This window comes from Ruegeria sp. S263 (genome assembly GCF_056780525.1).
The window spans coordinates 1,037,672-1,058,234 of record NZ_CM165558.1 but is presented as its reverse complement, the minus strand read 5'-3'; the positions used below and the strand labels follow the sequence as shown (position 1 = coordinate 1,058,234).

Here is a 20,563-nt window from a genome sequence, read left to right as displayed (position 1 = left end):
AATGATCATGCGCATTTTTCAGGTCGTGACTCGGCCGGGCAAAGAAGAAGAGTTCAGCAAATTCTTCCATGAAACAGCGATCCCCTTGATGCGAAGCACCAAGGGCATGGTTCAAGTATTTCCTGGGGCTGCGCGCACCGACACACCCCGAGAATTCAGCTTTGTTATGGTGTGGGAAAATCTAGAGTCACTTAAGGCGTTTGTCGGCGAAGACTACCAGAGTCCGCACATCGATCCCGCAGAGACAGAGTTGGTCGAGTCGCGTTCGATCAAACACTATGAACTGGTCGAATAAAGACGATGGCACGAATGCAAACGACAACTTGGGGGAAACAATGATCAAGGGAAAATGCGGCTGCGGAGCCGTAACGTATCAGATGACGACACCACCTATGTTCGTCCATTGCTGTCACTGTAACGAATGCCAGCGACAAACCGGAGCGGCTTATGTCTTGAACGCCATTATTGAGGCTGACCGCGTGCAGCTTGAGGGGCCGATCACTGAACACGAACTTTCCACGCCAAGCGGTAAAGGCCAGATTATTACGCGTTGCAAGAATTGTGGCGTCGCCGTGTTCAGCAGCTACATGATCCGTCTTGGCAAGTTAAAGTACGTGCGTGTTGGGACATTGGACAACCCGGATCAATGTCCTCCGGATGCGCAGATTTTCACGAACAGCAAACAAGCTTGGGTACCACTCAGCGAGGAGATTCCCGCCTTCAAAGAATTTTACACATTCGATGAAGTGTGGCCTCAAAGTTCGCTAAAACGATTGGAGACAGCTTTTTCCTGATGGATCAGTCACTCCGGCCTGACCGGATACCGATCGCCTTTCTCATCAATCAGGATCAAGCGTTCTCCACTGCGCACGTACAGATCACAGCGACTGAATCCGTTGCGATAGGCGATACAGACGCTGCCGTCTTCGGCGATGGAATAGGTGCCAAAGGCCGCGTCGCCGCTGGCGTAGGTATAGGAGTAGGCACCCCCGGCCGAGAATGCAGCCTGACCGTCATCGTAGAAGGTGAAAGTTTGACCCGCCAACGCGTCCAGCTCTTCGGGCGACAGGGGGGTGTCTCCGGGTTTGGTCGGCCAATCGGCGGCGCTGGCGGGGCCAGCGATCAGCAGGACGAGGATCAGATATCGGGTCATACCGCGACCCTATCGTGAAAGACCCGCAACAGGCGTCACGATGCAGTGAGCGGTCAGGCGACCATCTGCTCGGCCTTCTTCAGATCGACGGAAACCAGTTGGCTGACGCCTTGTTCCTGCATGGTCACGCCGAACAGCCGGTCCATCCTTGCCATCGTCACCGCGTGGTGGGTGATGATCAGGAACCGCGTGTCGGTCTGGCGGCACATCTCGTCCAGCAAGTCGCAGAAGCGCGTCACGTTGGCGTCGTCCAAAGGCGCGTCGACCTCGTCCAGCACACAGATCGGCGCGGGGTTGGCGAGGAAGACGCCAAAGATCAGCGCGGTCGCGGTCAGAGTTTGCTCCCCACCCGACAACAGGCTGAGGGTCGAGAGCTTCTTGCCCGGCGGCTGGCACATGATCTCAAGCCCGGCATCCAGCGGATCATCGCTTTCGACCATGACCAGATTGGCCTCGCCGCCTCCAAACAGGTGCTTGAATAGCATGGCGAAGTTCGAATTCACCTGTTCAAACGCCGTCAGCAGACGCTCGCGCCCTTCGCGGTTGAGGCTGGCAATACCGCTGCGCAGCGCCTTGATCGCCTCTTCCAGATCAGCCTTTTCACCGTTCAGCGTGTCGAATTCCTCCTGAACCTCTTTGCTGTCTTCTTCGGCGCGCAGGTTCACCGCGCCCATCGCGTCGCGCTGACGTTTGTGGCGGTTGACCTCGGCCTCAAGCGCGTCGGCGGCGGGCATCTGGTCGGGGTTCACGTCCAACTGATTCAACAACTGGTTCGGGGTCAGTTGCTGATCTTCGGCAATGCGTTCAGCCGCCGCGGTCACCCCTTCTTTGGCGGCATCACACCGTGCCTCGGCAGCCGCTCGGGTCTCGCGGGCTTCGGACGCGACGCGCTCTGCATCCCGCTCGGCCATGACAACTTCGCGCTGCTGGGTTTCGGCCAGAGCCAGCTTATCCAAAGCCTCGGCCCGACGCGCTTCGGCCGTTTCAATCAACTCGTTGAGTTCTTCGCGCGCCTCGGCAATTTCACCGGGGGCGGCCATGGCTTCGGACAGCTCGTCTTCCGAGCTTTCCTTGCGCTCTGCCAGTTCCGAAATTCGCTTCTCGGCACTGTCCAGACGGTGCCGCCACCCGCTCAGGTCTTTGGTCACCTCTTGTGTGCGCCGGGTTCGGGCCTCTCCTTCGCGGCGCAGCTCATCATGGGTCGAACGGTGGGTCAGCATCGTGATCCGCGCGGCCTCGACTGTCTGTTTGATGTCCTCAACCTGCGCGCGGGCGCTGTCCAGATCACCCAAACCGGTCAGCGCACCCTCGGCCTCGCGCAGTTGGGCGCGGGCAGACATGGCGTCTTCCTTGTGGCGGTCGACGGCAAGGGTCAAAGTCTCAAGCTTGCCCTGTGCCAGATTGCGGTCGGCCTCGGCCCGGCTGAGTTGCCGAGCAGTTTCTGCCATACGCTGATCAGCAGCACGGCGGGCTTCACGCGCTCGGCGGTCCGCTTCGGTGACATCCGCCAGTTGCTGCGACAGGGCCTCATGCGCCGCGCGTGCGCCATCGGCTTGCGCTTCGGTCCGGGCCAATTCCTGTTTCAGCGCTTCCAGCTTGTTCAGTTGCTCCAACCGAAGGGCAGCCGCGCTTGGCGCGTCCTCGGCCCAGGCCCGGAACCCGTCCCAGCGCCACAAGTCGCCCGAGCGCGACACCAGACGTTGCCCTGGTTGCAGCGAGGCCTGCAACCGCTCACCTTGTTCTGCGTCGACCAACCCGATCTGAGCAATCCGGCGGCTCAGACGGTCCGGCCCTGAGACATGCAGCGCCAGCGGCTCTGCGCCGTCTGGCAGGGGCTGATCGGCATCGTATCCGGCAACCTGAACCCAGCCGGACGGTCCGTCACCTTCGACCAGAGGCGCGCGCAGATCATCGGCCAGCGCCGCACCCAGCGCCTTTTCGTAACCCGGTGCAACGCGCAGCAGGTCAAGCACCTGCCCGCCTTCGGCCGTGTCACGTTCGACCAGTTTCGCAAGGGCCGCGGTTTCGGCGCGAATGGCGCCAAGCTCACCTTCAGCTTCGGACCGTTGGGCACGGGCCTCGGCCTCTCGGGCCTGTGTTTCGGTGCGCAACTCATCCGCAGCGGCCAGGGCTTCTTCGGCGGCCTCAGCAAATTCTCGGGCTTCTTCCTCACCCTCCTGAGCGGCCTCGAACGCGTCGGTTGCGCGGCTTAGTGCGTCACGGGCTTCGTCCACCGCAACACGGGCTTTTTCTTCTTCACCCTCAGACCGGGCCAGCGTCTTGCGGCTGTCCTCAACCAAACGCTGCGCCGACTGGTGCCGGGCGACAAGACGGGCCATATCCTCGGTTTCCTGCGAGAGGTGATCCTCGCGGTCCTGCAGGACAGACGCTGCCTCGCGCGCAATCTCGGCGGCTTCGGCGACTTTCTCGTCATGTCCTTCGGTGGCCTTGGCAAGCTCTCTCGCCTCCCATTCCAACCGTTCGATCATCTGACCTGCGTCGCGGTTCAGACCGGCCTCACGCTCAATATCGTTACCCAACTGCTGAATGCGGTTGGTCAAGGTTTCGATCGTCTGCCGCGCGCGTGTTTCCTGGTCGGCCAGTTGATCGCGCTGCACCTGCTGGCGTTGCAACACGGCAGCGGCAATCGCCTCTTCCTCGCGTAGAGGGGGCAGAGTTTGCTCGATCTCGGCGCGTTTGGCCGCCGCTTCACGCGCTTCGGCCTCGGCGCGGGACGCCTCGGTAATGCGCTCGCGCAGCTTTTCTTCGGCCTGCTGGCGGGCCATGTCGGCCTCTTTCCAGCGGCGATACAGCAGCATCCCCTCGGCCTGCCGCAACTGTTCGCCAATCTCGCGATACCGGGCAGCCTGGCGCGCTTGTCGGGCCAACTGCGCAAGCTGCGTTCCAAGCTGTTCCAGCACGTCATCGACGCGCGTCAGGTTGGATTCAGTACCTTTCAGCTTCAACTCGGCCTCGTGCCGACGCTGGTACAGACCGGAGATCCCCGCAGCCTCTTCCAGGATACGCCGACGCGCGCGAGGTTTGGCGTTGATCAATTCGGCGATGCGGTTCTGACCCACAAGCGCGGGTGAATGCGCCCCCGTGGACGCATCGGCAAACAGCATCTGCACATCGCGCGCCCGCACGTCCTTGCCATTTGTCTTATAGGCGCTGCCCACATCGCGGGTGATACGGCGTACGATCTCAAGCTGATCGGTGTCATTGAACCCTGACGGGGCCAGCCGTTCCGAGTTGTCCATGGTCAAAACAACTTCGGCAAAGTTGCGAGCGGGACGTGTGGCCGCCCCCGCAAAAATCACATCCTCCATCGCGCCACCGCGCATGGATTTGGGGCGGTTTTCCCCCATCACCCAACGCAACGCTTCCAGGAGATTGGACTTGCCGCAGCCATTTGGACCCACAACTCCGGTCAACCCGTCCGCGATGATCAGGTCGGTCGGATCAACAAAGCTTTTGAAGCCGGTGAGTTTGAGTTTGCTAAAGCGCAAAGGCGACGGGTCCCATGATTCCTATATCTGGAAGTCTGCGCAACAGATTGGGGCTGAGTCAACGAGGTTGCGCAGGATATGGGATATCGGCATGAGTTATCCACAATATCTTGCTGATTTCCGCCGGCCTCAGTCTGTATCAATAGGGCGTACACTCAAAAACCTGATAACCGCCGTCACCTGAACTTTCATAGGTGCCAAAATCAATACATTCGTAGTTTGGCACGGAAATCGAGGTCAGCAACAAGCGTTCACCGGCCTGACGGTCACACCCCAAAACGCCGACCGTGACGGCTGCATCACCCAGAACATCAAGAATCGGGCAGCCAGATACCTGTGCCATCGCAAGGGCTGCGCGATCGCGGATTGGGCCCAAGCGCGGGGCATATTGCGTGTTGATCCGCACCGCCTCGGCCAACTCTCCTCTCACGCGTACGTCAAAAACGCTGCCGTTGACAGCAATACGAGTGGCCGGAACATCGCGGAATTGCGGTGTGCCAGCCGAACAAGCGGCCAACATCAGCAGCAAAGTCAGAAGCCGTTTCATACCCCGCTCAATGGCCGGAATTGGTTAACAGACCCTTATTGCGCATTCAGGCCTGCAAGACCTCACCCAAGCGACGTATGCCTTCACGAATTGTCGCCTCGTCCGAATTTGAAAAGCTCAAACGGATCGTGTTTGCACCCGAGCCATCTGGGAAAAATGCCTGACCCGGAACAAAGGCCACTTTGACCGTTTCCAAAGCGCGGGACAGCAATGCGGCACCATCAGTACCAACAGGCAGCGTCAGCCAGACAAACATCCCCCCTTCGGGCTTCGTCCATTCCACCCCATCCGGCATGTATTCTTCCAACGCATCCAGCATCGCTCCCCGGCGCGCGCCGTAAGTCTGTCGCAGCATTGGGATATGCGTGTCGAAACACGCCCGAGCCACTTGGTCGATCGCCATCTGGTTAATGGTCGCCGAGTGAAGATCAGCAGCCTGCTTCATCAGCACCAGTTGAGAGATCACGGGCTTGGCCGCAACAACCCACCCGACCCTAAGGCCCGGCGACAGCGTCTTGGAGAAACTACCGCAATAGATTGTACGACAGTCTTCGATCGCCCCTTTCCGCGCCAGCTCCAATGCTAAAATCGGTGGGATCGCTTCCCCTTCATATCGCAACGCCTGATACGCCCCGTCTTCGATCACGGCGCAATTCAAGTCCTCAGCAAGATCCAGCAAAGCCTCGCGGCCCCGCAAATCCATGGTCTCGCCCGTTGGGTTGGCGAAATCCGGAGACAGGTAGGCAAACTTGACCCTGCCGGCCCCGGCAGCGGCGACGTATTCATCAGCACCCCGGTTGCCATTCACGCTTAGCCGGTCGAACCGTGGCTCATAGGCGTTGAATGCAGCCAGCGCGCCCAGATATGTCGGCCAACCAACAAGCGCCGTATCGCCGGGCGACAGGTAAAGCTTACCCAAATAGTCCAACGCTTGCTGTGACCCGGATGTGATCAGGATGTTGTCGATGTCGCAGACAACGCCGATCTCGCGCATGTGGTCGACAAGCCATTCGCGCAACGGGGCATAGCCTTCGCTGACCGAATACTGCAGGGCCTGCGCCTTTTTTTCTGGACTAAGCGCAACCTGAAAAGCCTGCGAGAATGCGTCTGCGGGAAACAAGGCCGGGTCCGGAATTCCGCCTGCAAAGGAAATGATTCCGGGCTGATCCAGCAGCTTCAGCAATTCGCGAATTTCCGACGCCTTCATGCGCGACGCCCGCGTTGCAAACAACTCGTGGTTGGTCATGAGCCTCCTCCGCTCTTGAATGGGTGAACACTAGTGACTCACACATTAATGTCAATATTGCTGACCTAATGTTTTGAACCCTGTGATCTGCTCTTCTTGAACCGCCCCGCAAACCGTGGTCATATGATTTGACCAATTCTCAAAACGACATCCTCATGCCCTTTCAAAAAGTTCAGACCGAAAAGCTCTCAATAGCGGTGGTGCGGCAAATCGAATTGCTGATCCTGCGAGGCATCCTACGCCCCGGCGAGCGCCTTCCGGCCGAGCGTGAACTGGCTGAACGACTGGGCGTGTCCCGTCCATCCCTGCGCGAGGCGATTTCCGAGTTGCAGGACCAAGGTTTGCTGACCGCAAAAGCCGGATCCGGCATCTATGTGGCCGAGGTTTTGGGATCGGCCTTTTCCCCCGCCCTGATCCGACTGTTCAGCAGCCATGATGAGGCGGTTTCGGACTATCTGTCTTTCCGCCGGGATATGGAGGGGTTGGCAGCCGAGCGCGCGGCGCGACTGGGGTCGGAAAGCGATTTGAAGGTCGTTCAGACGATCTTTGACAAAATGGAAGCCGCCCACACGCGCAATGCCCCGGAAGACGAAGCGCATCTGGACGCCCAGTTTCATATGGCCATCATCGACGCAAGCCATAACGTCGTGATGCTGCACATGATGCGATCCATGTTTGACTTGCTGCGGCAAGGTGTTTTCTACAATCGCCAAATGATGTTCAACCAGCGCACCACGCGCGAGGCTATTCTAGATCAGCACCGAGACATCAACGCCGCGCTTCAGGCCCGCGATCCGGAAGGTGCCAGAGAAGCAGTACATCGTCACCTGAGCTTTGTGCGGCAATGTATGGAAGACCACCAGAAGGCCCTCCGTAACGAGGCGATCGCGCAGCAAAGGCTGGATCACGAAACCGGACAGGCTTAAGGGCGCTTTGGTGCGTTTCCGAGCAGCTTTAAAGTCACACGCGGACTGACAGGCCGGCACGAGACTTCGGCTAATCGCTGGACCTTTTGCCGAAAGTTAGACATCTACTGCCGGTAGACCCCGAACCCGTGTGGGAACCCTGATTATCAACATGTCCAAACTTACTTTCGGCCTGAACAGCAAAGATGACCCCTGCATAATTGTGGCCAGCAATGGCAGATCGGGCAGTACGCTAATGTTTGACGCGCTTTGGGTGGCCTGCAAGCGTCGCCGCTGGTTCCGAAAACCAAAGGCAGGGTTTGAACCGGAATTGGCAACGGCTGAATTGCCTGCGGGATCTCTGATCAAGACCCATGATTTTCCGGCTGGCCTGAAGGGCCGCGAAAACGTCAAGGTTCTGTTCTGTTTTGGCCCCACGAAAGACTCTGCCCTTTCCGTCTATTCCGCGTTGGAGAGATTTGGGCGGGATTGGGTAGACCAGCACTTTGAACACCTTCATGCCAAGGGCACATTCGATGATCTGTTCGAATTTGATGTTCTCAATCAGGTCGAACAGATGAGGCGATGGGGCACGTTTCAGGATGTCCCTGTTCTGTGCCTCAGCTACGATGCGATCTGGCGCAAACAAGAAGATGTCCAAGATTTTCTGGGATTGAAGTTCACTTTGCCAGAGCGGGCTGAACGGGCGCGCAAGTCTATCCCTGACGAAGTTTTGGCGAAGGCTGCTCAGGTTTATGACCCCATCGACAGGGCACTGGCGGATTTGCCGGAATTGTTTGTGGCCTCGCCGGATTACGAAAGCGCCCTCAGCAGGTTGCCGGGGTAATGAGTGGCAATACCCCATCCGAACTGTGACAAACAAAAAACCCGGCTCAACGGCCGGGTTTCTTGTTCGGATTGCGCAACATCTTAGTGCAGCTTTTCGCGCACATCGGCGATTGCCGCGTCGATAAGCTTGTTGGCTTGCGTGGCAGTCATCTGTTTGGCCAGAACCGTGTTTGCTGCGGAAACTGCAACGGTGATGGCCTGATCACGGACTTCTTTCACAGCCGAAGCCTCAGCCGATGCAATCTGATCCTGCGCAGCCGCCAGGCGGCGTGCGATGGATTTTTCCAGATCGACCTTGGCTTGTTCAGCAGCCAGAGCCGCGTCGTCCTTGGCCGCCGCAACAATAGCGTCTGCCTGCGTTTGCACTTCACGCTGCTTACGCTCATACGAGGCAAGCAGGCTGCGCGCTTCTTCATGCAGGGCGCGGGCTTCGTCCAGTTCGGACTTGATGCCCTCGGCACGGTTGTCCAACGCGCCACCGATCATGCCGGGGACCTTGAAATAGAACAGGACCGCGATGAACACGATGAAGCCCAGAAGGACCACAAAATCCGTGTTGCCAAGCGAGAAGAACGGACCTTTGGCCGCAAACGCCGGGCTAGCTGCACCGACGGTCAGGATAAGGGCAAGAGTATTCCGCATGTCACTTATCCTTTCGTCTGCGCGTCAATTGCACTGTCGATGGCTTTGGCATCCGCCTCGCCGCCCAGTGCAGTAACCAGTTCAGCCGCCGTATCCTTGGCAACCACTTGAATGCTTTCCAGCGCACCTGCACGGATTTCGGCGATTGCCTTTTCCGATTCAGCCGCCTTTGCAGCGATTTCCGCGTCCGCCTTGGCAATCGCGTCATCCAGACCGGACTGAATTTCAGCACGGGCTTCCGCTGCGATACGCTGTGCCTCAGAACGGGCATCGGCCAGCGCCTTGTTATAGGCCTCTTCGGCCTCGACCGCCTTGGCCTTCAGATCTTCGGCCGCAGCCAGGTCATTTGTAATGGTCCCCTGACGTTCAGCCAGGATTGCCGCGATGCGGGGCAGAGCCACGCGAGACAGGACCAGAAAGATGACGACCAGCGTAATGACCAGCCAGAAAATCTGGTTGGGGAACCAATCGAAGCAGAGCTGCGGCATCCCGATGGCAGAGCCATAGGAGTCGACGCACGAGCCAGCTACCTCTTTTGTAAGGGGTTCAGTCGCCATGATATCCTCCGTCGGAAACTTGTCTTTACAACAGGTGGACCGCTATGGCTTGGGCCCACCTGCGCGTAAGGATCAGGTTCCGCAGATTATACGGCGAACATCAGCAGCAGCGAGACCAGGAATGCGAAGATCCCCAGGGCTTCTGCGAATGCGATACCGATGAAGAGGGTTGCGGTCTGCGAAGCAGCCGCCGAAGGGTTGCGCAGGGCGCCGGCCAGGAAGTTGCCTGCTACGTTGCCCACCCCGATTGCGGCTGCGCCGGAACCGATTGCTGCCAGGCCTGCGCCGATGTGTGCGAGATCGCCTTCCATGATGTATCTCCTTACGAATTGGAAGTTTCGATGTTGGGTGTTCGGACCTTAGTGCGACGGATGCAGCGCATCTTTCAGATAAACACAGGTCAGAATGGTGAAAACGTAGGCCTGAATGAAGGCCACCAGGACCTCGAGGCCATACATTGCGGTGATCGCCAGAACGGACACGGGTGAGATCACGGCGACCGCAGCGAAGCCTGCGAACACCTTGATCACCGCGTGGCCTGCCATGACGTTACCGGCAAGACGAATGGAGTGGCTGACGGGGCGCACGAAGTACGAGATCAGCTCGATGATCGCCAGGATCGGGCGCAGCGCCAGAGGCGCACTGGAGACCCAGAACAGGCCCAGGAACGCGGCACCGTTTTTGACAAAGCCCAGAACGGTCACGGTCAGGAACACGGCCAGCGCCAGCGGGATAGTGACCGCGAAATGCGAGGTTGTGGTGAACGAGGTCGGGATCAGGCCCAGGAAGTTGGCGCAGACAATGAACATGAACAGGGTCATGACATAAGGGAAGAACTTGACGCCTTCCTTGCCGCAGATGTCTTCCAGCATCTTGTAGACGAAACCGTAGGTCAATTCTGCGACCGACTGCATACGTGTCGGAACAATCGCGCGCTTTGATGTCGGCAGAACCAGCAGCAGAACAACCGCGGCGATCGCAAAGAACAGCCACAGGGTCACGTTGGTGATGGTGAACATGCCAACTGCACCGTCGCCAAACAGCGGTTTGACGATGAACTGATCCATTGGGTGGAATACCAGGCTGCTGCCTTCTGCTGCGGTGGTCTCAGTTGCCACGTTCAGTCCCTCTCGTCCTTCTCGGCAGCCGTCGCCGCCGCTTGTTTCTCTTGAACCTCTTTCGCGCTGCGGAGCATAACCTTCACGCCCGCGACAAGGCCCAGCAATGTGAACAGCACCAGAAAGATCGGGATCGTCCCGAGCAGGCTGTCCAGCCCGTATCCGATGCCAAATCCGATCCCCAGACCGGATACCATTTCGATGACCATCCTCCAGGCAAGCTCGCCGCCGGATATGTCACTGTCTGCGCGCTTGGGTGGCTCTTTGGCCTTTTTCGCCGCGTCGATCTTGGCCTCAAGCTGCGCCATACGCTGCTTTTGGTCATCATCAGTCACGGGCGTTTCCTTCGCACAGTCTTGGGTAGGGTGCTAAGGGGCACGGCGTGCAGAGTCAACGGCATTGAACGCTCGGATAAGATCAATTTAAGTATTTGTTTTTAATTCATTTTCTTTCACGCCACCAGCCTGACACGTCAGCCGCACCGGACGACTTGCGCTCAAAACCGCTGAAATCGCATATTCAACCAAATGGTTGACCAAACCCGGGCGCTGTGGTTCAGCGGAACCATGTCCAACGATCTCGATACAGTCTTTGCCGCCCTCGCCGACCCCACCCGCCGCACCATCCTTGCGATGTTGCTTGAGGACGACATGGCCGTGACCGACGTAGCCGAACCGTTCGAGATGTCCTTAGCGGCGATCTCGAAACATCTGGTGATCCTGACCAAGGCCGGGTTGATCAGTCAGGAAAAACGCGGGCGGGTAAAGTGGTGTAAGCTTGAGCCCGACGCGCTGAGGGCCGCGTCGGTCTGGATGCAAGGGTTTGGACAGTTCGAGCCGGTAAACCTAGACGCGTTCGAACGGTTCCTCGAAGTCGAGCTACCGACTGCAGAAGAATAACGCAGTCACCGCACGACAAAGACGGAAACGCGGGCGTGCTTGGCCAGATACCCGGCGTGGCTTGATAGGATATAATCCATGATACGGGGCGCATGTGTGCCGACCACGATCAGGTCCGCACCGATGTCTTCCGCTGCCTTGGCCAGATCTGCGTCCACCTCGACCGCGACGTCAACCGAATGGATATTTTGAAAGGCGACTTCTGTGCCGCTGTTCTTGGCCAGATGATCCGCAAATTCCCGTAGGTTATCGCCGATTGTGGCGTCTGTTTGGACGGGGTCACCGGGCTGGGTTCCCGTGACGCTCACAACTGTGATCTTGGCACCTTGCCACTTGGCAATTTCGGCGGCGACATTTGCGGCTTTGCGAACCTCGGGCGGCAAATGCAGGTCAACCGGAAACATGATGTGGTTATACATGGTGCAACCCTCCTTGGCTCGAGCATAGGAAAACCCGCATGTATCAGCTTTGATCTGCCTCAAGAGCGGGCTTTGCATCAGGTACCTCGTCCGGACGCAACAGCATGAGCAACGCGGCACAGGTCAGAACCACACCAACCAGGATCAATGCAGCCGGGACACCATTTCCAAGCGCAATTTCCCACAGGATCACCCAACTGGGCACAAGATACGTGTAGGCCATCACTTTAGCGGACGGCAGGTGCAGGGCCGAGAACTGAACCAGCACAAAACTAGCCGCCGTGGCAAAAATCGAGACGTACAGCAATCCGGCCCAAACGATCATTGGCAGGTTTGCCCAATCGGTTGCACGAATGTCGGACCAGCCATACAGCGTCAGCATCAGGCACCCTGCCAATATCGTACCAAATGCAAACACGACCGCCGGTTCACCGCGGTTGAGCTTGCGCACCATAGGTGTGTAGATCGCATGCGCGACGCACCCCCAGAAATAGATGATTTCTCCGGTCCCGATCTGGAAGGCCGTAAATGCCTGCCAATCCGCCCTGAAAATAACCCACAGCGCGCCGACTGCCCCGATGGTAAGCGCCAACGCCATTCGGGGTGTGGTCACTTGTCGAAGCAAAACCCAGCCCGCCACGGCGGACAGAACCGGCGTCAGGGTAAAGACGGCTGCGGCACTGACAGGTGGGGCTGTTTTCAGGCCATGGAACATAAGAACGAAATAGGTGGCAAATAGCCCGCCCAGCACCAGATAGCGCCAGGGCGCTCGTGCTGCGCTGCGCGGCAGACCGGTTGTCAAAAGCGCAGCAACCCCGATCACTACCGCAGCAATTGCGAACCGTGCCGCCGTAACCACCTCGGGGGCAATTTTGTTGGCGATCATGGAACCCAATGAGAAACTGCCCGCCACCAACGCTGAAAAAATAAGCATGGCCAAATGGCCACGGGCTTGCGGGCTCATGGCAACCAACTTTTGGATTGTTCTTTCAAAAAGGTCAGGAACGCCTGCACCTTGGTCGTGCGATGCAGGTCAACATGAGTGACCAGCCACAAATTGCCGAACCATTCCGGCATCGGCTTAATGACCTCGACCAGACTCGGATCGCGGGCGGCCTCCCACCGGGCCATGAAACCTATACCTGCGCCGGACAGCACTGCCTCGCGAATGCAAAAGTTGTTCGTGCAGCGGAACGTGATCCGTTCGACCGGCACTGTCTGACGTAACCAGCGTGAAAACGGAGCGCGGCTGTTTTCATCATCCGTGCTGACGAAGTAGTGGTTTGCAAAATCCTCGATGGTCGCCGGCTTGCCGTATCGGTCAATATAATCCCTACTGGCATAGAGACCGACTTCCTGCGTGATGAAAGGTTGCACAACATTGTCTGGCTGATCAGGAGCCGAGCCCGCACGGATGGCCACATGCGCCTCGCCGTATTCCAATCGAAACAACCTGTCGCCGGTCAGGTAGCGCACGATCAGGTCCGGGTGCACGCGTTGAAACTCGCTCAGGACCGGAACGACCAAGGGTGCCAAAGAAGACAGTGACGTTACAACCAACTCGCCCGACACATCATCCCCGCGACCTTTCATGCGCCCGACCAGTTGGTTGAACTGATCTTCGGTTGCCTGCGCGACGCGCAGCAGGTCTTCCCCGGCCTCAGTGGGGGTGTAGCCGCGCGCATGACGCTGGAACAGTTTGATCCCCAACCGCGCCTCGATTGCATCGATATGCCGGATGACCGTGGCATGATGCACACCCAGTATTTCGGCCGCGCCGCTGACCGTACCCATTCGCGCGACCTGATAGGCGGTTCTCACCTCATCCCAATTGTCCATTGCATCGGTTCCATTGTGCAAATTTCAACATTCACTGTTGGAGTATCAGAGTTTTGTTCGTAGACGCAACAATCATATTGGGATCAGAGCGAAAAACCTTACTCAATCAGGACTGAACCCAATGACCAAGACCATCCTGCATATAGACGCCTCGGCCCGCCGCGAAGGATCTACCACCCGTGACTTGTCCGACCGGATCGTGAAACACCTGAACGCCGGACGTATCATTCGCCGTGATCTGGCGACTCCGCTGCCGCTTTTGACCGAGGACTGGATTGCTGCGAACTTTACCCCAGCCGATCAGCGCGACGAAGTTCAGCGTGACCAACTTTCCCTGTCTGACGAACTGGTAGCAGAGTTGCAGCAGGCGGATACGATCGTCATCGGCCTACCGATCTATAACTTCTCGGTCCCGGCGACCTTCAAAGCTTGGATAGACCTTGTTGCCAGGGTTGGATTGACCTTTTCCTATACCGAGAACGGCCCCAAAGGCCTATTGGAAGGCAAACGCGCTGTACTGGCCATCGCGTCGGGCGGAACGGCTGTGGGGTCAGACATAGACTTTGCCACTGACTATGCCAAACACGTGCTGGGCTTTATCGGCATTCACGCTGTCGATGTTATTGCCGCTGATCAGATGGCACTGGACCCCGAAGCCACGCTGGACAACGCGCGTCAGGCTGTTTCAGAACTGGCCGCCTGATTGACCTCTGGTCTTTGCATATTCAAACGTCCAGTCTGCAATTGAACACGATTGCGCAGACTGGACGTTTATTATGAAGAAAATCGGAATTTTGGGCGGTGTGGGCTGGGCCTCAACCGTTGATTATTACAGGGCCATCGCGCAAGGCGCCGGGCAGTATTTTGCAGAGCGTGGTCATGAATCCCCCCTGCCGATCCCGCCCATGACAATCGAATCTGTCACACAGGCCAAGACCCGCTCATTGAGAGGCGTCGCCGGGGATGAGGAAAGCTGGGCCACCTTTGACGCCGTCTTTCGCGATGCCTTGCTGACCCTGGAACATGCGGGTTGCGATTTCGGCATTATCGCCTCCAACACGCCGCACATGCGCCTGCACGCGATCCGGCAGGGCGTTTCCATGCCGATCCTCAGTATCTTCGACGCCGCAGCCGAAGCAACCGCCGCAACCGAACCCACGCAGGCCCTGGTTCTGGGCACGACTGTTACGATGCAGGCATCGAACTATGCCGATAGGTTGGCCAAGGCCCAGATTAATGCCAACGCGCCCCTGCCGGACGCCGAGATTGCCGAGATGCAGAATATGATCGACACGGATTTCTACGGCGGCGCATCAGAAACGGCGCGGGCCCGGCTGGTGGCCTATTGCAACAAACACGCCAAGCCCGGAACCGCGATCCTACTGGCCTGCACCGAACTGCCGCTGGCCTTCCCCGACAATCTGGACGACGCCGTGTTCGAGGCGGACGGGCATCTATTCGTCAATCCCTCGGCAGCGCATGTCGCAGCAGCGTTAAAAGAGGCACTTGGAGCCTGATCAGGGCAGCCAAGTCACGTCACAGCCGATCCGGTCGAAAAACGCCATCAGGTCCCCGCGCGCCATTGCAACGGTGCGGTCGTTGACCAGCGGGTGCATATAAATCACGTCGGCCTGCTGCCCCGCTGCATCCATAAAGAACCGGACGTTGTTTTCCACACCGTTTATCATCGCCAGCGGGCTGACCGCGCCGGGCCGAATTCCAAGGTTCTGCATCAGCCGATCCGCCGAACCGAACGAAAGGTTCCCGACGCCCAGTTCCGCGCCCAACGCCTTAAGGTCTATGTCTCGGCTTTGTTCCAACGTCACCAGATAGTTCCGCTTTTTCTTATCGCGCAGATAAAGGTTTTTCAGGCGCAGCGCGCTCTCACCGGGGACCATGAACTGATCTTCAACCGCCTTTGACTCCTCCACCGTGCGCAGAGGGACATGGGTGTGCAGCCTGTAGGCCAGCCCCCACTCATCCAATTTGGCCAGCAACGCGTCAGAGCTGAGCGGCAATGTATCCTGAAAGGCAGATGAGGCGTCCATGATACTCTCCTGAATATTTTGCGCTCATCGCGTACCGTGGCGGTAATTTCAAGCCACGACAGCATGGGATTTCAATGTTAGCGTCCGGCCATGAAAGTGACGTGCAAGACACCAAACCAACTGATCCTGTCCAACAGGCCGTGGCTGATTGGCATTATGCTGGTCTTCTTCATTCTCTGCTTTGTCGGGGCTGGCCTGTCGATGATTGCCGAAGGCGACCGGTCCGGCATTTTCGTCGCGCTGTTTGGCGGCGGCATGGGATTTATTGCGTTCTGCGTATTTGTTCGCCGCGTGCAGGTCATTCTGGACCGCAAAACCGACAGCATTCTGATCCGGCGGCAATCCATCTTTGGCTATGAAACGGTACGGCATGTTTTGTCCAACCTTTCACATGCCGAGGTCGAGACCACTACGTCGAACGGCAACAACGGCTCCAGCACGATGCACCGGCCCGTCTTGATCCTCGACCAAGGCATGAGCGCGGGACGCCACCCCATCGTCAGCGCCTATGTCAGCGGGCACGGGTCTCATCGGATGGTCGATGCCGTCAATGATTGGCTTCCAGCACGCGCGGTTGACTCTGACGATCAATCGGCCTAAAGCCCCATCCAAACATCCGGAAGCGTCTGACCTTCCGGTCCCTTGAGTCGTTCAGGGATCGCCCCCCACCAGCGAGTTTCGCCCGTGGGGGCAATGCCATTTGGCATTACCCCCACGTCTAATTCAGTGGGAGGGGGCAATTGTGCATTTAACCCGTGCTTCTTATCTGAGAAGCGCCACCAGATAACCGGCTAAGGAGGCCGAAGGCATGTTTGAAAATCTATCCGAACGCCTTTCTGGCGTCTTTGACCGGCTGACCAAACAGGGCGCGCTGTCTGAAGAAGACGTCAAGACCGCTCTGCGCGAAGTTCGCGTTGCGCTTCTTGAGGCCGATGTCTCGCTGCCGGTTGCACGTGAATTCGTCAAGAAGGTACAGGAACAGGCAACCGGTCAGGCCGTCACCAAGTCGATCACCCCCGGTCAGCAGGTCGTCAAGATCGTACATGACGCGCTGGTCGATACCCTGCGGGGCGAAGAAGACCCCGGCAAACTGAAGATCGACAACCCGCCCGCCCCGATCCTGATGGTCGGCCTGCAAGGCTCGGGTAAGACGACCACCACCGGTAAGCTGGCCAAGCGCCTGAAAGAGAAAGAGGGCAAGAAGGTCCTGATGGCCTCGCTCGACGTCTATCGCCCGGCGGCGATGGATCAGTTGGCCGTTCTGGGCACGCAGGTCGGCGTCGATACCCTGCCAATCGTGCCGGGCCAGAAACCCGTCGACATTGCCAAGCGTGCCAAACAGCAGGCGACGCTAGGCGGCTATGACGTCTACATGCTGGACACCGCGGGTCGACTGCATATCGACGAAGTCCTGATGGACGAGGTCGAGCAGGTCCGCAACGCGGTCGATCCGCGCGAGACCTTGCTGGTCGTCGACGGTCTGACCGGTCAGGTCGCCGTTGAAGTCGCCGAAGAGTTCGACGCCAAGGTCGGCATCTCGGGCGTGGTCCTGACCCGTATGGACGGCGACGGGCGCGGTGGTGCGGCGCTGTCGATGCGCGCGGTCACTGGCAAGCCCATTCGCTTTGTCGGCCTGGGCGAAAAAATGGACGCGCTCGAAACCTTCGAGCCGGACCGGATCGCCGGTCGTATTCTGGGCATGGGCGACATCGTTGCCTTGGTCGAAAAGGCCCAGGAAACGATGGAGATGGAACAGACCGAGCGCATGATGAAGCGCATGGTCAAGGGTCAGTTCAACATGAACGACCTGAAAATGCAGCTAGAGCAGATGATCCAGATGGGCGGCATGCAGGGAATGATGGGCATGATGCCGGGCATGGGCAAAATGGCCAAGCAGGTCGAAGAAGCAGGCATGGACGACAAGGTGCTCAAGCGCCAGATCGCCATGATCCAGTCGATGACCAAACGCGAGCGCGCCAATCCGCAGCTATTGCAGGCCAGCCGCAAAAAGCGGATCGCGGCGGGTTCGGGGATGGAAGTCAGCGACCTCAACAAGCTGCTCAAAATGCACCGGCAGATGTCGGACATGATGAAAAAGATGGGCAAGATGGGCAAAGGCAAGATGCTGAAACAGGCCATGAAAGGCATGTTCGGCAAAGGCGGCCCCTCGCCCGAGGAAATGGCTGCGGGCATGGACCCCAAGGCACTGGAACAGGCGGCAAAGGCGATGGGCAAGATGCCCGGCGGCATGCCCGGAATGGGTGGCGGCATGGCGCTGCCTCCGGGCCTCAGCGGCTTTGGGAAGAAGAAGTAAACTGTGACCGTCGCCCCCACCATAACCACTGCGCGCCTGACGCTGCGCCATCATCGGCTTGAGGATTTCAAGCCAATGGCTGCGCTATTCGCGTCGGAGTGGGCAAAGTATATGGGTGGGCCCATTTCAGATGACGAATTGTGGCGTTGGCTGGGTGCGGAAGTCTCCAGTTGGCAATGGCTGGGCTATGGCAGTTGGGCCGTAGATCTGACCGAAACTGGCGAACTCATTGGGCAGGTTGGCGTCAACAAACCGCCGCGTTTCCCCGAAGTGGAATTGGGGTGGTGCATCTTCCCAGGCTTTGAGGGTCAAGGACTAGCGTTTGAGGCGGCTTGCGCGGCGCGCGATTGGGCCTTTGAAAATACAGGGCTTAGCACGTTGGTCAGCTATATCGACAACGACAACGCGCGCTCGATTGCTTTGGCAAAACGTTTGGGTGCGATCGAAGACAAATCCTCAGCGCGCCCGGACCCTGCGGATGTTGTGTATCGCCATCCTCACCCGGATGAGCTGCAAGGCGGGATGGAGGCTTACGCATGACCTCTTTCACCATCCCCACTGTCGAGACCGATAATCTGATCCTGCGCGCCCCTCATCAAGACGATTTGCCTGCGATGACAGCATTCTTTGCATCCGAACGCAGCCGCATGGTCGGCGGCCCCAAAACGGCGCTGGAAACATGGCGTTCGTTCATGGGGCGGTTCGGGCACTGGGCGGTGCTGGGTTATGGCGGCTGGCATATCGTCGAGAAGGCCAGCAACGCGTTTGCGGGCTGGACAGGAATGATCAACGCGCCGGGCTGGGACGAACCCGAACTGGGTTGGGTCGTCATGGACGGGTTCGAAGGCAAAGGCATCGCTTTTGAAGCCGCAAAAGCAGCCCGCGCCTATGCCGCACGCCATCAGGGTTTGAACGCTCCGATCTCGTACATCGCCCATGACAATGACCGCTCGCGCGCGCTTGCGGAACGTCTTGGTGCCACGTACGAGCGCGAAGGCGAGGTTGTCGGCACCCCCTGCCAGGTTTGGCGGCACCCGAAACTCGATATTTCCGACCCTGCTTTGACGCCTGAGAGGACCGCCCAATGACCAACCCCGTGACACAGGCTGCCACGCTGTTGAAAGAGCATCGCGAAAGCATCGACCGGCTGGATGCGATCCTTGTCTATACGCTGGGCGAGCGGTTCAAGCACACGCAGGCCGTTGGCAAGCTCAAGGCCGAACACGACCTTCCCCCGTCCGATCCTACGCGCGAAGCCGCGCAGATCGCTCGGTTAGAAGACCTGGCGAAAGAGGCCGATCTGGACCCTGACTTCGCCAAGGCTTTTCTGAATTTCATCATTCAGGAAGTCATCCGACACCACCGGAAACATCAGGAATAACCTGCCGTTTCCACAAATACCAAGAATAGCCGGACAAGACCCCGGTCTTTAAAAAATACACGCCTCTGGCGTGATGCCATTCAAAGGAGATACCACCATGGCAATGAAAATTCGTCTCGCTCGCGGCGGCTCGAAAAAGCGTCCTTTCTACCGCATCGTGGCGGCCGACAGCCGTATGCCCCGCGACGGCCGTTTCATCGAGAAACTGGGCACCTACAACCCGCTGCTGCCCAAAGACAGCGAAGAGCGCGTGAAAATGAACATGGAGCGCATCCAGTACTGGCTGGATCAGGGCGCCCAGCCCACCGACCGGATCGCACGTATGCTGGAAGCTGCCGGCACCCGTGACAAAGCCGAGCGCAACAACCCCAACAAGGGTACCCCGGGCAAGAAAGCCCAAGAGCGCGCCGAAGAAAAAGCGGCCAAGGCTGCTGAAGCGGCAGAAGCTGCTGCTGCACCGGCTGAAGAAGCGGCTGCAGAAGAATAAGCAGGCGGGCGCGTGCGGGATCAGACGTTCACCGACGATTTTCGCACGCAGTTTGACCTGTTGCTGCGGCTCCGGCGTGATGTGCGCCGGTTCCGCACCGACGCCATTGACGAGGCAGTGCTGACGCGCTGCCTCGACGCGTTTCGGTTGGCCCCTTCGGTGGGGCTGAGCGAACCCTGGCGCGTGATCCGCGTCGAAAGTCAGCCCGCGCGCGACGCGGCGCTGCGAAATTTTCAAACCGCCAACGCGCAGGCGTTGGAAGGCTATTCTGGCGAAAAGGCGCAGCTATACAGCCGCCTGAAACTGTCGGGGATGCAAGAGGCCCCGGTGCAACTGGCCGTGTTCTGCGACGACGCCACCGACAAGGGGCAAGGTCTGGGCGCAGGCACAATGCCCGAGATGCGGCGCTATTCCGTAGTTTCAGCCATAACCCTGTTCTGGCTGGCTTTGCGGGCTGAGGGGCTGGGGCTGGGCTGGGTGTCCATTCTTGACCCTGACCAGATGGCGCGCGATCTGGATGTGCCTGATGATTGGCGGCTGATCGGTTATTTCTGCGTTGGATATCCCAAAGACGTATCGGACACGCCCGAACTGGAGCAAGTCGGATGGGAAAACCGCAACGACAGCCTGCCTGTCGAGGTGCGCTAAGC

27 protein-coding genes are annotated in these 20,563 nt (G+C 58.6%); 14 read left to right on the top strand and 13 right to left on the bottom strand.

The annotated features are described in order from the left end of the window. Position 1 precedes the first annotated feature (1 nt). Together ACT2B1_RS05245 and ACT2B1_RS05240 are read left to right on the top strand one after the other, a co-directional pair. Positions 2-295 (top strand): antibiotic biosynthesis monooxygenase family protein, encoded by a 294-nt coding sequence (locus ACT2B1_RS05245; protein WP_171125310.1) that lies wholly within the window; start codon positions 2-4, stop codon positions 293-295. Next, positions 279-794, top strand: coding sequence for a GFA family protein (locus tag ACT2B1_RS05240; protein ID WP_171126870.1), 516 nt, complete (start codon positions 279-281; stop codon positions 792-794). The genes ACT2B1_RS05245 and ACT2B1_RS05240 overlap by 17 nt, the downstream gene beginning before the upstream one ends. An 8-nt stretch (positions 795-802) precedes the next feature. Here ACT2B1_RS05240 and ACT2B1_RS05235 read toward each other — a convergent pair whose 3' ends face one another. The 4 genes from ACT2B1_RS05235 to ACT2B1_RS05220 all read right to left on the bottom strand — a co-directional run bounded on the left by ACT2B1_RS05235 (position 803) and on the right by ACT2B1_RS05220 (position 6,455). After that, positions 803-1,153, bottom strand: coding sequence for a hypothetical protein (locus ACT2B1_RS05235; RefSeq protein ID WP_481668706.1), 351 nt, complete (start codon positions 1,151-1,153; stop codon positions 803-805). Positions 1,154-1,206: 53 nt separating this feature from the next. Continuing rightward, positions 1,207-4,662: a chromosome segregation SMC family protein gene (locus tag ACT2B1_RS05230; protein WP_481668705.1), complete on the bottom strand. Its 3,456-nt coding sequence runs from the start codon at positions 4,660-4,662 to the stop codon at positions 1,207-1,209. A 139-nt stretch (positions 4,663-4,801) separates the two neighbouring features. Further along, positions 4,802-5,209, bottom strand: coding sequence for a hypothetical protein (locus ACT2B1_RS05225; RefSeq protein WP_171126873.1), 408 nt, complete (start codon positions 5,207-5,209; stop codon positions 4,802-4,804). 46 nt (positions 5,210-5,255) lie between these two features. Beyond that, on the bottom strand, positions 5,256-6,455 hold the full coding sequence (locus tag ACT2B1_RS05220; RefSeq protein WP_171241373.1) for an aminotransferase-like domain-containing protein: 1,200 nt from the start codon (positions 6,453-6,455) through the stop codon (positions 5,256-5,258). Positions 6,456-6,610: 155 nt separating this feature from the next. Here ACT2B1_RS05220 and ACT2B1_RS05215 point away from each other — a divergent pair, with 155 nt between their 5' ends. Together ACT2B1_RS05215 and ACT2B1_RS05210 are read left to right on the top strand one after the other, a co-directional pair. Beyond that, the gene (locus ACT2B1_RS05215; protein WP_171126875.1) at positions 6,611-7,381 is read left to right on the top strand and encodes an FCD domain-containing protein; all 771 of its coding nucleotides are present in this window, start codon (positions 6,611-6,613) and stop codon (positions 7,379-7,381) included. Between the two features lie 235 nt (positions 7,382-7,616). After that, on the top strand, positions 7,617-8,207 hold the full coding sequence (locus ACT2B1_RS05210) for a hypothetical protein (RefSeq protein ID WP_481668704.1): 591 nt from the start codon (positions 7,617-7,619) through the stop codon (positions 8,205-8,207). Between the two features lie 83 nt (positions 8,208-8,290). Here ACT2B1_RS05210 and ACT2B1_RS05205 read toward each other — a convergent pair whose 3' ends face one another. From ACT2B1_RS05205 to ACT2B1_RS05185, 5 genes are all read right to left on the bottom strand, one after another. Beyond that, entirely contained in the window at positions 8,291-8,851 is a 561-nt protein-coding gene (locus ACT2B1_RS05205) for a F0F1 ATP synthase subunit B (protein ID WP_481668703.1), read from the bottom strand. Positions 8,852-8,856: 5 nt separating this feature from the next. Then, complete coding sequence (locus ACT2B1_RS05200) at positions 8,857-9,408, bottom strand: F0F1 ATP synthase subunit B' (protein WP_171125327.1); 552 nt, start codon at positions 9,406-9,408, stop codon at positions 8,857-8,859. A gap of 86 nt (positions 9,409-9,494) precedes the next feature. Beyond that, positions 9,495-9,719, bottom strand: a complete 225-nt coding sequence (locus ACT2B1_RS05195) for a F0F1 ATP synthase subunit C (protein ID WP_005981269.1) — start codon at positions 9,717-9,719, stop codon at positions 9,495-9,497. Between the two features lie 48 nt (positions 9,720-9,767). Further along, positions 9,768-10,526 (bottom strand): F0F1 ATP synthase subunit A, encoded by a 759-nt coding sequence (locus ACT2B1_RS05190; protein WP_171126877.1) that lies wholly within the window; start codon positions 10,524-10,526, stop codon positions 9,768-9,770. 2 nt (positions 10,527-10,528) lie between these two features. Continuing rightward, positions 10,529-10,861 (bottom strand): AtpZ/AtpI family protein, encoded by a 333-nt coding sequence (locus ACT2B1_RS05185; protein ID WP_171212633.1) that lies wholly within the window; start codon positions 10,859-10,861, stop codon positions 10,529-10,531. A 231-nt stretch (positions 10,862-11,092) separates the two neighbouring features. Here ACT2B1_RS05185 and ACT2B1_RS05180 point away from each other — a divergent pair, with 231 nt between their 5' ends. Beyond that, the gene (locus ACT2B1_RS05180) at positions 11,093-11,425 is read left to right on the top strand and encodes an ArsR/SmtB family transcription factor (protein WP_171125509.1); all 333 of its coding nucleotides are present in this window, start codon (positions 11,093-11,095) and stop codon (positions 11,423-11,425) included. A 5-nt stretch (positions 11,426-11,430) separates the two neighbouring features. Here ACT2B1_RS05180 and ACT2B1_RS05175 read toward each other — a convergent pair whose 3' ends face one another. From ACT2B1_RS05175 to ACT2B1_RS05165, 3 genes are read right to left on the bottom strand one after another with little or no spacing between them, the layout of a single operon-like run. Next, on the bottom strand, positions 11,431-11,844 hold the full coding sequence (locus tag ACT2B1_RS05175) for a universal stress protein (RefSeq protein ID WP_171125333.1): 414 nt from the start codon (positions 11,842-11,844) through the stop codon (positions 11,431-11,433). A 43-nt stretch (positions 11,845-11,887) separates the two neighbouring features. After that, on the bottom strand, positions 11,888-12,808 hold the full coding sequence (locus ACT2B1_RS05170) for a DMT family transporter (protein WP_481668702.1): 921 nt from the start codon (positions 12,806-12,808) through the stop codon (positions 11,888-11,890). Next, the gene (locus tag ACT2B1_RS05165) at positions 12,805-13,683 is read right to left on the bottom strand and encodes a LysR family transcriptional regulator (protein ID WP_171126881.1); all 879 of its coding nucleotides are present in this window, start codon (positions 13,681-13,683) and stop codon (positions 12,805-12,807) included. Before ACT2B1_RS05165 ends, ACT2B1_RS05170 begins: the two co-directional genes overlap by 4 nt. Before the next feature lie 121 nt (positions 13,684-13,804). On the opposite strand from ACT2B1_RS05165, the gene ACT2B1_RS05160 reads away from it, so the two are divergent. Both ACT2B1_RS05160 and ACT2B1_RS05155 read left to right on the top strand, forming a co-directional pair. After that, positions 13,805-14,386 (top strand): FMN-dependent NADH-azoreductase, encoded by a 582-nt coding sequence (locus ACT2B1_RS05160; protein ID WP_481668701.1) that lies wholly within the window; start codon positions 13,805-13,807, stop codon positions 14,384-14,386. A 73-nt stretch (positions 14,387-14,459) separates the two neighbouring features. Continuing rightward, positions 14,460-15,200 carry an aspartate/glutamate racemase family protein gene (locus ACT2B1_RS05155; protein ID WP_481668700.1) on the top strand — a complete coding sequence of 247 codons (741 nt, stop codon included), beginning with the start codon at positions 14,460-14,462 and terminating at the stop codon, positions 15,198-15,200. Here ACT2B1_RS05155 and ACT2B1_RS05150 read toward each other — a convergent pair whose 3' ends face one another. Next, positions 15,201-15,731, bottom strand: a complete 531-nt coding sequence (locus ACT2B1_RS05150) for a prolyl-tRNA synthetase associated domain-containing protein (RefSeq protein ID WP_481668699.1) — start codon at positions 15,729-15,731, stop codon at positions 15,201-15,203. 90 nt (positions 15,732-15,821) lie between these two features. On the opposite strand from ACT2B1_RS05150, the gene ACT2B1_RS05145 reads away from it, so the two are divergent. The 7 genes from ACT2B1_RS05145 (at position 15,822) to bluB (ending at position 20,561) form a co-directional block, all read left to right on the top strand. Continuing rightward, complete coding sequence (locus tag ACT2B1_RS05145) at positions 15,822-16,331, top strand: hypothetical protein (RefSeq protein ID WP_171241380.1); 510 nt, start codon at positions 15,822-15,824, stop codon at positions 16,329-16,331. Between the two features lie 208 nt (positions 16,332-16,539). Further along, entirely contained in the window at positions 16,540-18,045 is a 1,506-nt protein-coding gene (ffh, locus tag ACT2B1_RS05140) for a signal recognition particle protein (protein WP_170418150.1), read from the top strand. A 3-nt stretch (positions 18,046-18,048) separates the two neighbouring features. Further along, positions 18,049-18,585, top strand: a complete 537-nt coding sequence (locus ACT2B1_RS05135; RefSeq protein ID WP_481668698.1) for a GNAT family N-acetyltransferase — start codon at positions 18,049-18,051, stop codon at positions 18,583-18,585. After that, entirely contained in the window at positions 18,582-19,133 is a 552-nt protein-coding gene (locus tag ACT2B1_RS05130) for a GNAT family N-acetyltransferase (RefSeq protein ID WP_171125348.1), read from the top strand. The genes ACT2B1_RS05135 and ACT2B1_RS05130 overlap by 4 nt, the downstream gene beginning before the upstream one ends. Further along, positions 19,130-19,426, top strand: coding sequence for a chorismate mutase (locus ACT2B1_RS05125; RefSeq protein WP_170380494.1), 297 nt, complete (start codon positions 19,130-19,132; stop codon positions 19,424-19,426). The genes ACT2B1_RS05130 and ACT2B1_RS05125 overlap by 4 nt, the downstream gene beginning before the upstream one ends. Positions 19,427-19,523: 97 nt before the next feature. Continuing rightward, positions 19,524-19,913, top strand: a complete 390-nt coding sequence (rpsP, locus tag ACT2B1_RS05120; protein WP_170350323.1) for a 30S ribosomal protein S16 — start codon at positions 19,524-19,526, stop codon at positions 19,911-19,913. A 12-nt stretch (positions 19,914-19,925) separates the two neighbouring features. Beyond that, complete coding sequence (gene bluB, locus ACT2B1_RS05115) at positions 19,926-20,561, top strand: 5,6-dimethylbenzimidazole synthase (RefSeq protein ID WP_171125350.1); 636 nt, start codon at positions 19,926-19,928, stop codon at positions 20,559-20,561. Positions 20,562-20,563 lie beyond the last annotated feature (2 nt).

Coding starts and splice junctions, on each gene's coding strand:
- ACT2B1_RS05165 (WP_171126881.1), bottom strand. CDS start 13,683: ATGGACAATTGGGATGAGGTGAGAACCGCCTATCAGGTCGCGCGAATG.
- ACT2B1_RS05195 (WP_005981269.1), bottom strand. CDS start 9,719: ATGGAAGGCGATCTCGCACACATCGGCGCAGGCCTGGCAGCAATCGGT.
- rpsP (WP_170350323.1), top strand. CDS start 19,524: ATGGCAATGAAAATTCGTCTCGCTCGCGGCGGCTCGAAAAAGCGTCCT.
- ACT2B1_RS05200 (WP_171125327.1), bottom strand. CDS start 9,408: ATGGCGACTGAACCCCTTACAAAAGAGGTAGCTGGCTCGTGCGTCGAC.
- ACT2B1_RS05210 (WP_481668704.1), top strand. CDS start 7,617: ATGTTTGACGCGCTTTGGGTGGCCTGCAAGCGTCGCCGCTGGTTCCGA.
- ACT2B1_RS05175 (WP_171125333.1), bottom strand. CDS start 11,844: ATGTATAACCACATCATGTTTCCGGTTGACCTGCATTTGCCGCCCGAG.
- ACT2B1_RS05180 (WP_171125509.1), top strand. CDS start 11,093: ATGTCCAACGATCTCGATACAGTCTTTGCCGCCCTCGCCGACCCCACC.
- ACT2B1_RS05225 (WP_171126873.1), bottom strand. CDS start 5,209: ATGAAACGGCTTCTGACTTTGCTGCTGATGTTGGCCGCTTGTTCGGCT.
- ACT2B1_RS05155 (WP_481668700.1), top strand. CDS start 14,460: ATGAAGAAAATCGGAATTTTGGGCGGTGTGGGCTGGGCCTCAACCGTT.
- ACT2B1_RS05130 (WP_171125348.1), top strand. CDS start 18,582: ATGACCTCTTTCACCATCCCCACTGTCGAGACCGATAATCTGATCCTG.
- ACT2B1_RS05220 (WP_171241373.1), bottom strand. CDS start 6,455: ATGACCAACCACGAGTTGTTTGCAACGCGGGCGTCGCGCATGAAGGCG.
- ACT2B1_RS05215 (WP_171126875.1), top strand. CDS start 6,611: ATGCCCTTTCAAAAAGTTCAGACCGAAAAGCTCTCAATAGCGGTGGTG.
- ACT2B1_RS05245 (WP_171125310.1), top strand. CDS start 2: ATGATCATGCGCATTTTTCAGGTCGTGACTCGGCCGGGCAAAGAAGAA.
- ACT2B1_RS05160 (WP_481668701.1), top strand. CDS start 13,805: ATGACCAAGACCATCCTGCATATAGACGCCTCGGCCCGCCGCGAAGGA.
- ACT2B1_RS05145 (WP_171241380.1), top strand. CDS start 15,822: ATGAAAGTGACGTGCAAGACACCAAACCAACTGATCCTGTCCAACAGG.
- ACT2B1_RS05240 (WP_171126870.1), top strand. CDS start 279: ATGAACTGGTCGAATAAAGACGATGGCACGAATGCAAACGACAACTTG.
- ACT2B1_RS05170 (WP_481668702.1), bottom strand. CDS start 12,808: ATGAGCCCGCAAGCCCGTGGCCATTTGGCCATGCTTATTTTTTCAGCG.
- ffh (WP_170418150.1), top strand. CDS start 16,540: ATGTTTGAAAATCTATCCGAACGCCTTTCTGGCGTCTTTGACCGGCTG.
- ACT2B1_RS05150 (WP_481668699.1), bottom strand. CDS start 15,731: ATGGACGCCTCATCTGCCTTTCAGGATACATTGCCGCTCAGCTCTGAC.
- ACT2B1_RS05125 (WP_170380494.1), top strand. CDS start 19,130: ATGACCAACCCCGTGACACAGGCTGCCACGCTGTTGAAAGAGCATCGC.
- ACT2B1_RS05235 (WP_481668706.1), bottom strand. CDS start 1,153: ATGACCCGATATCTGATCCTCGTCCTGCTGATCGCTGGCCCCGCCAGC.
- ACT2B1_RS05205 (WP_481668703.1), bottom strand. CDS start 8,851: ATGCGGAATACTCTTGCCCTTATCCTGACCGTCGGTGCAGCTAGCCCG.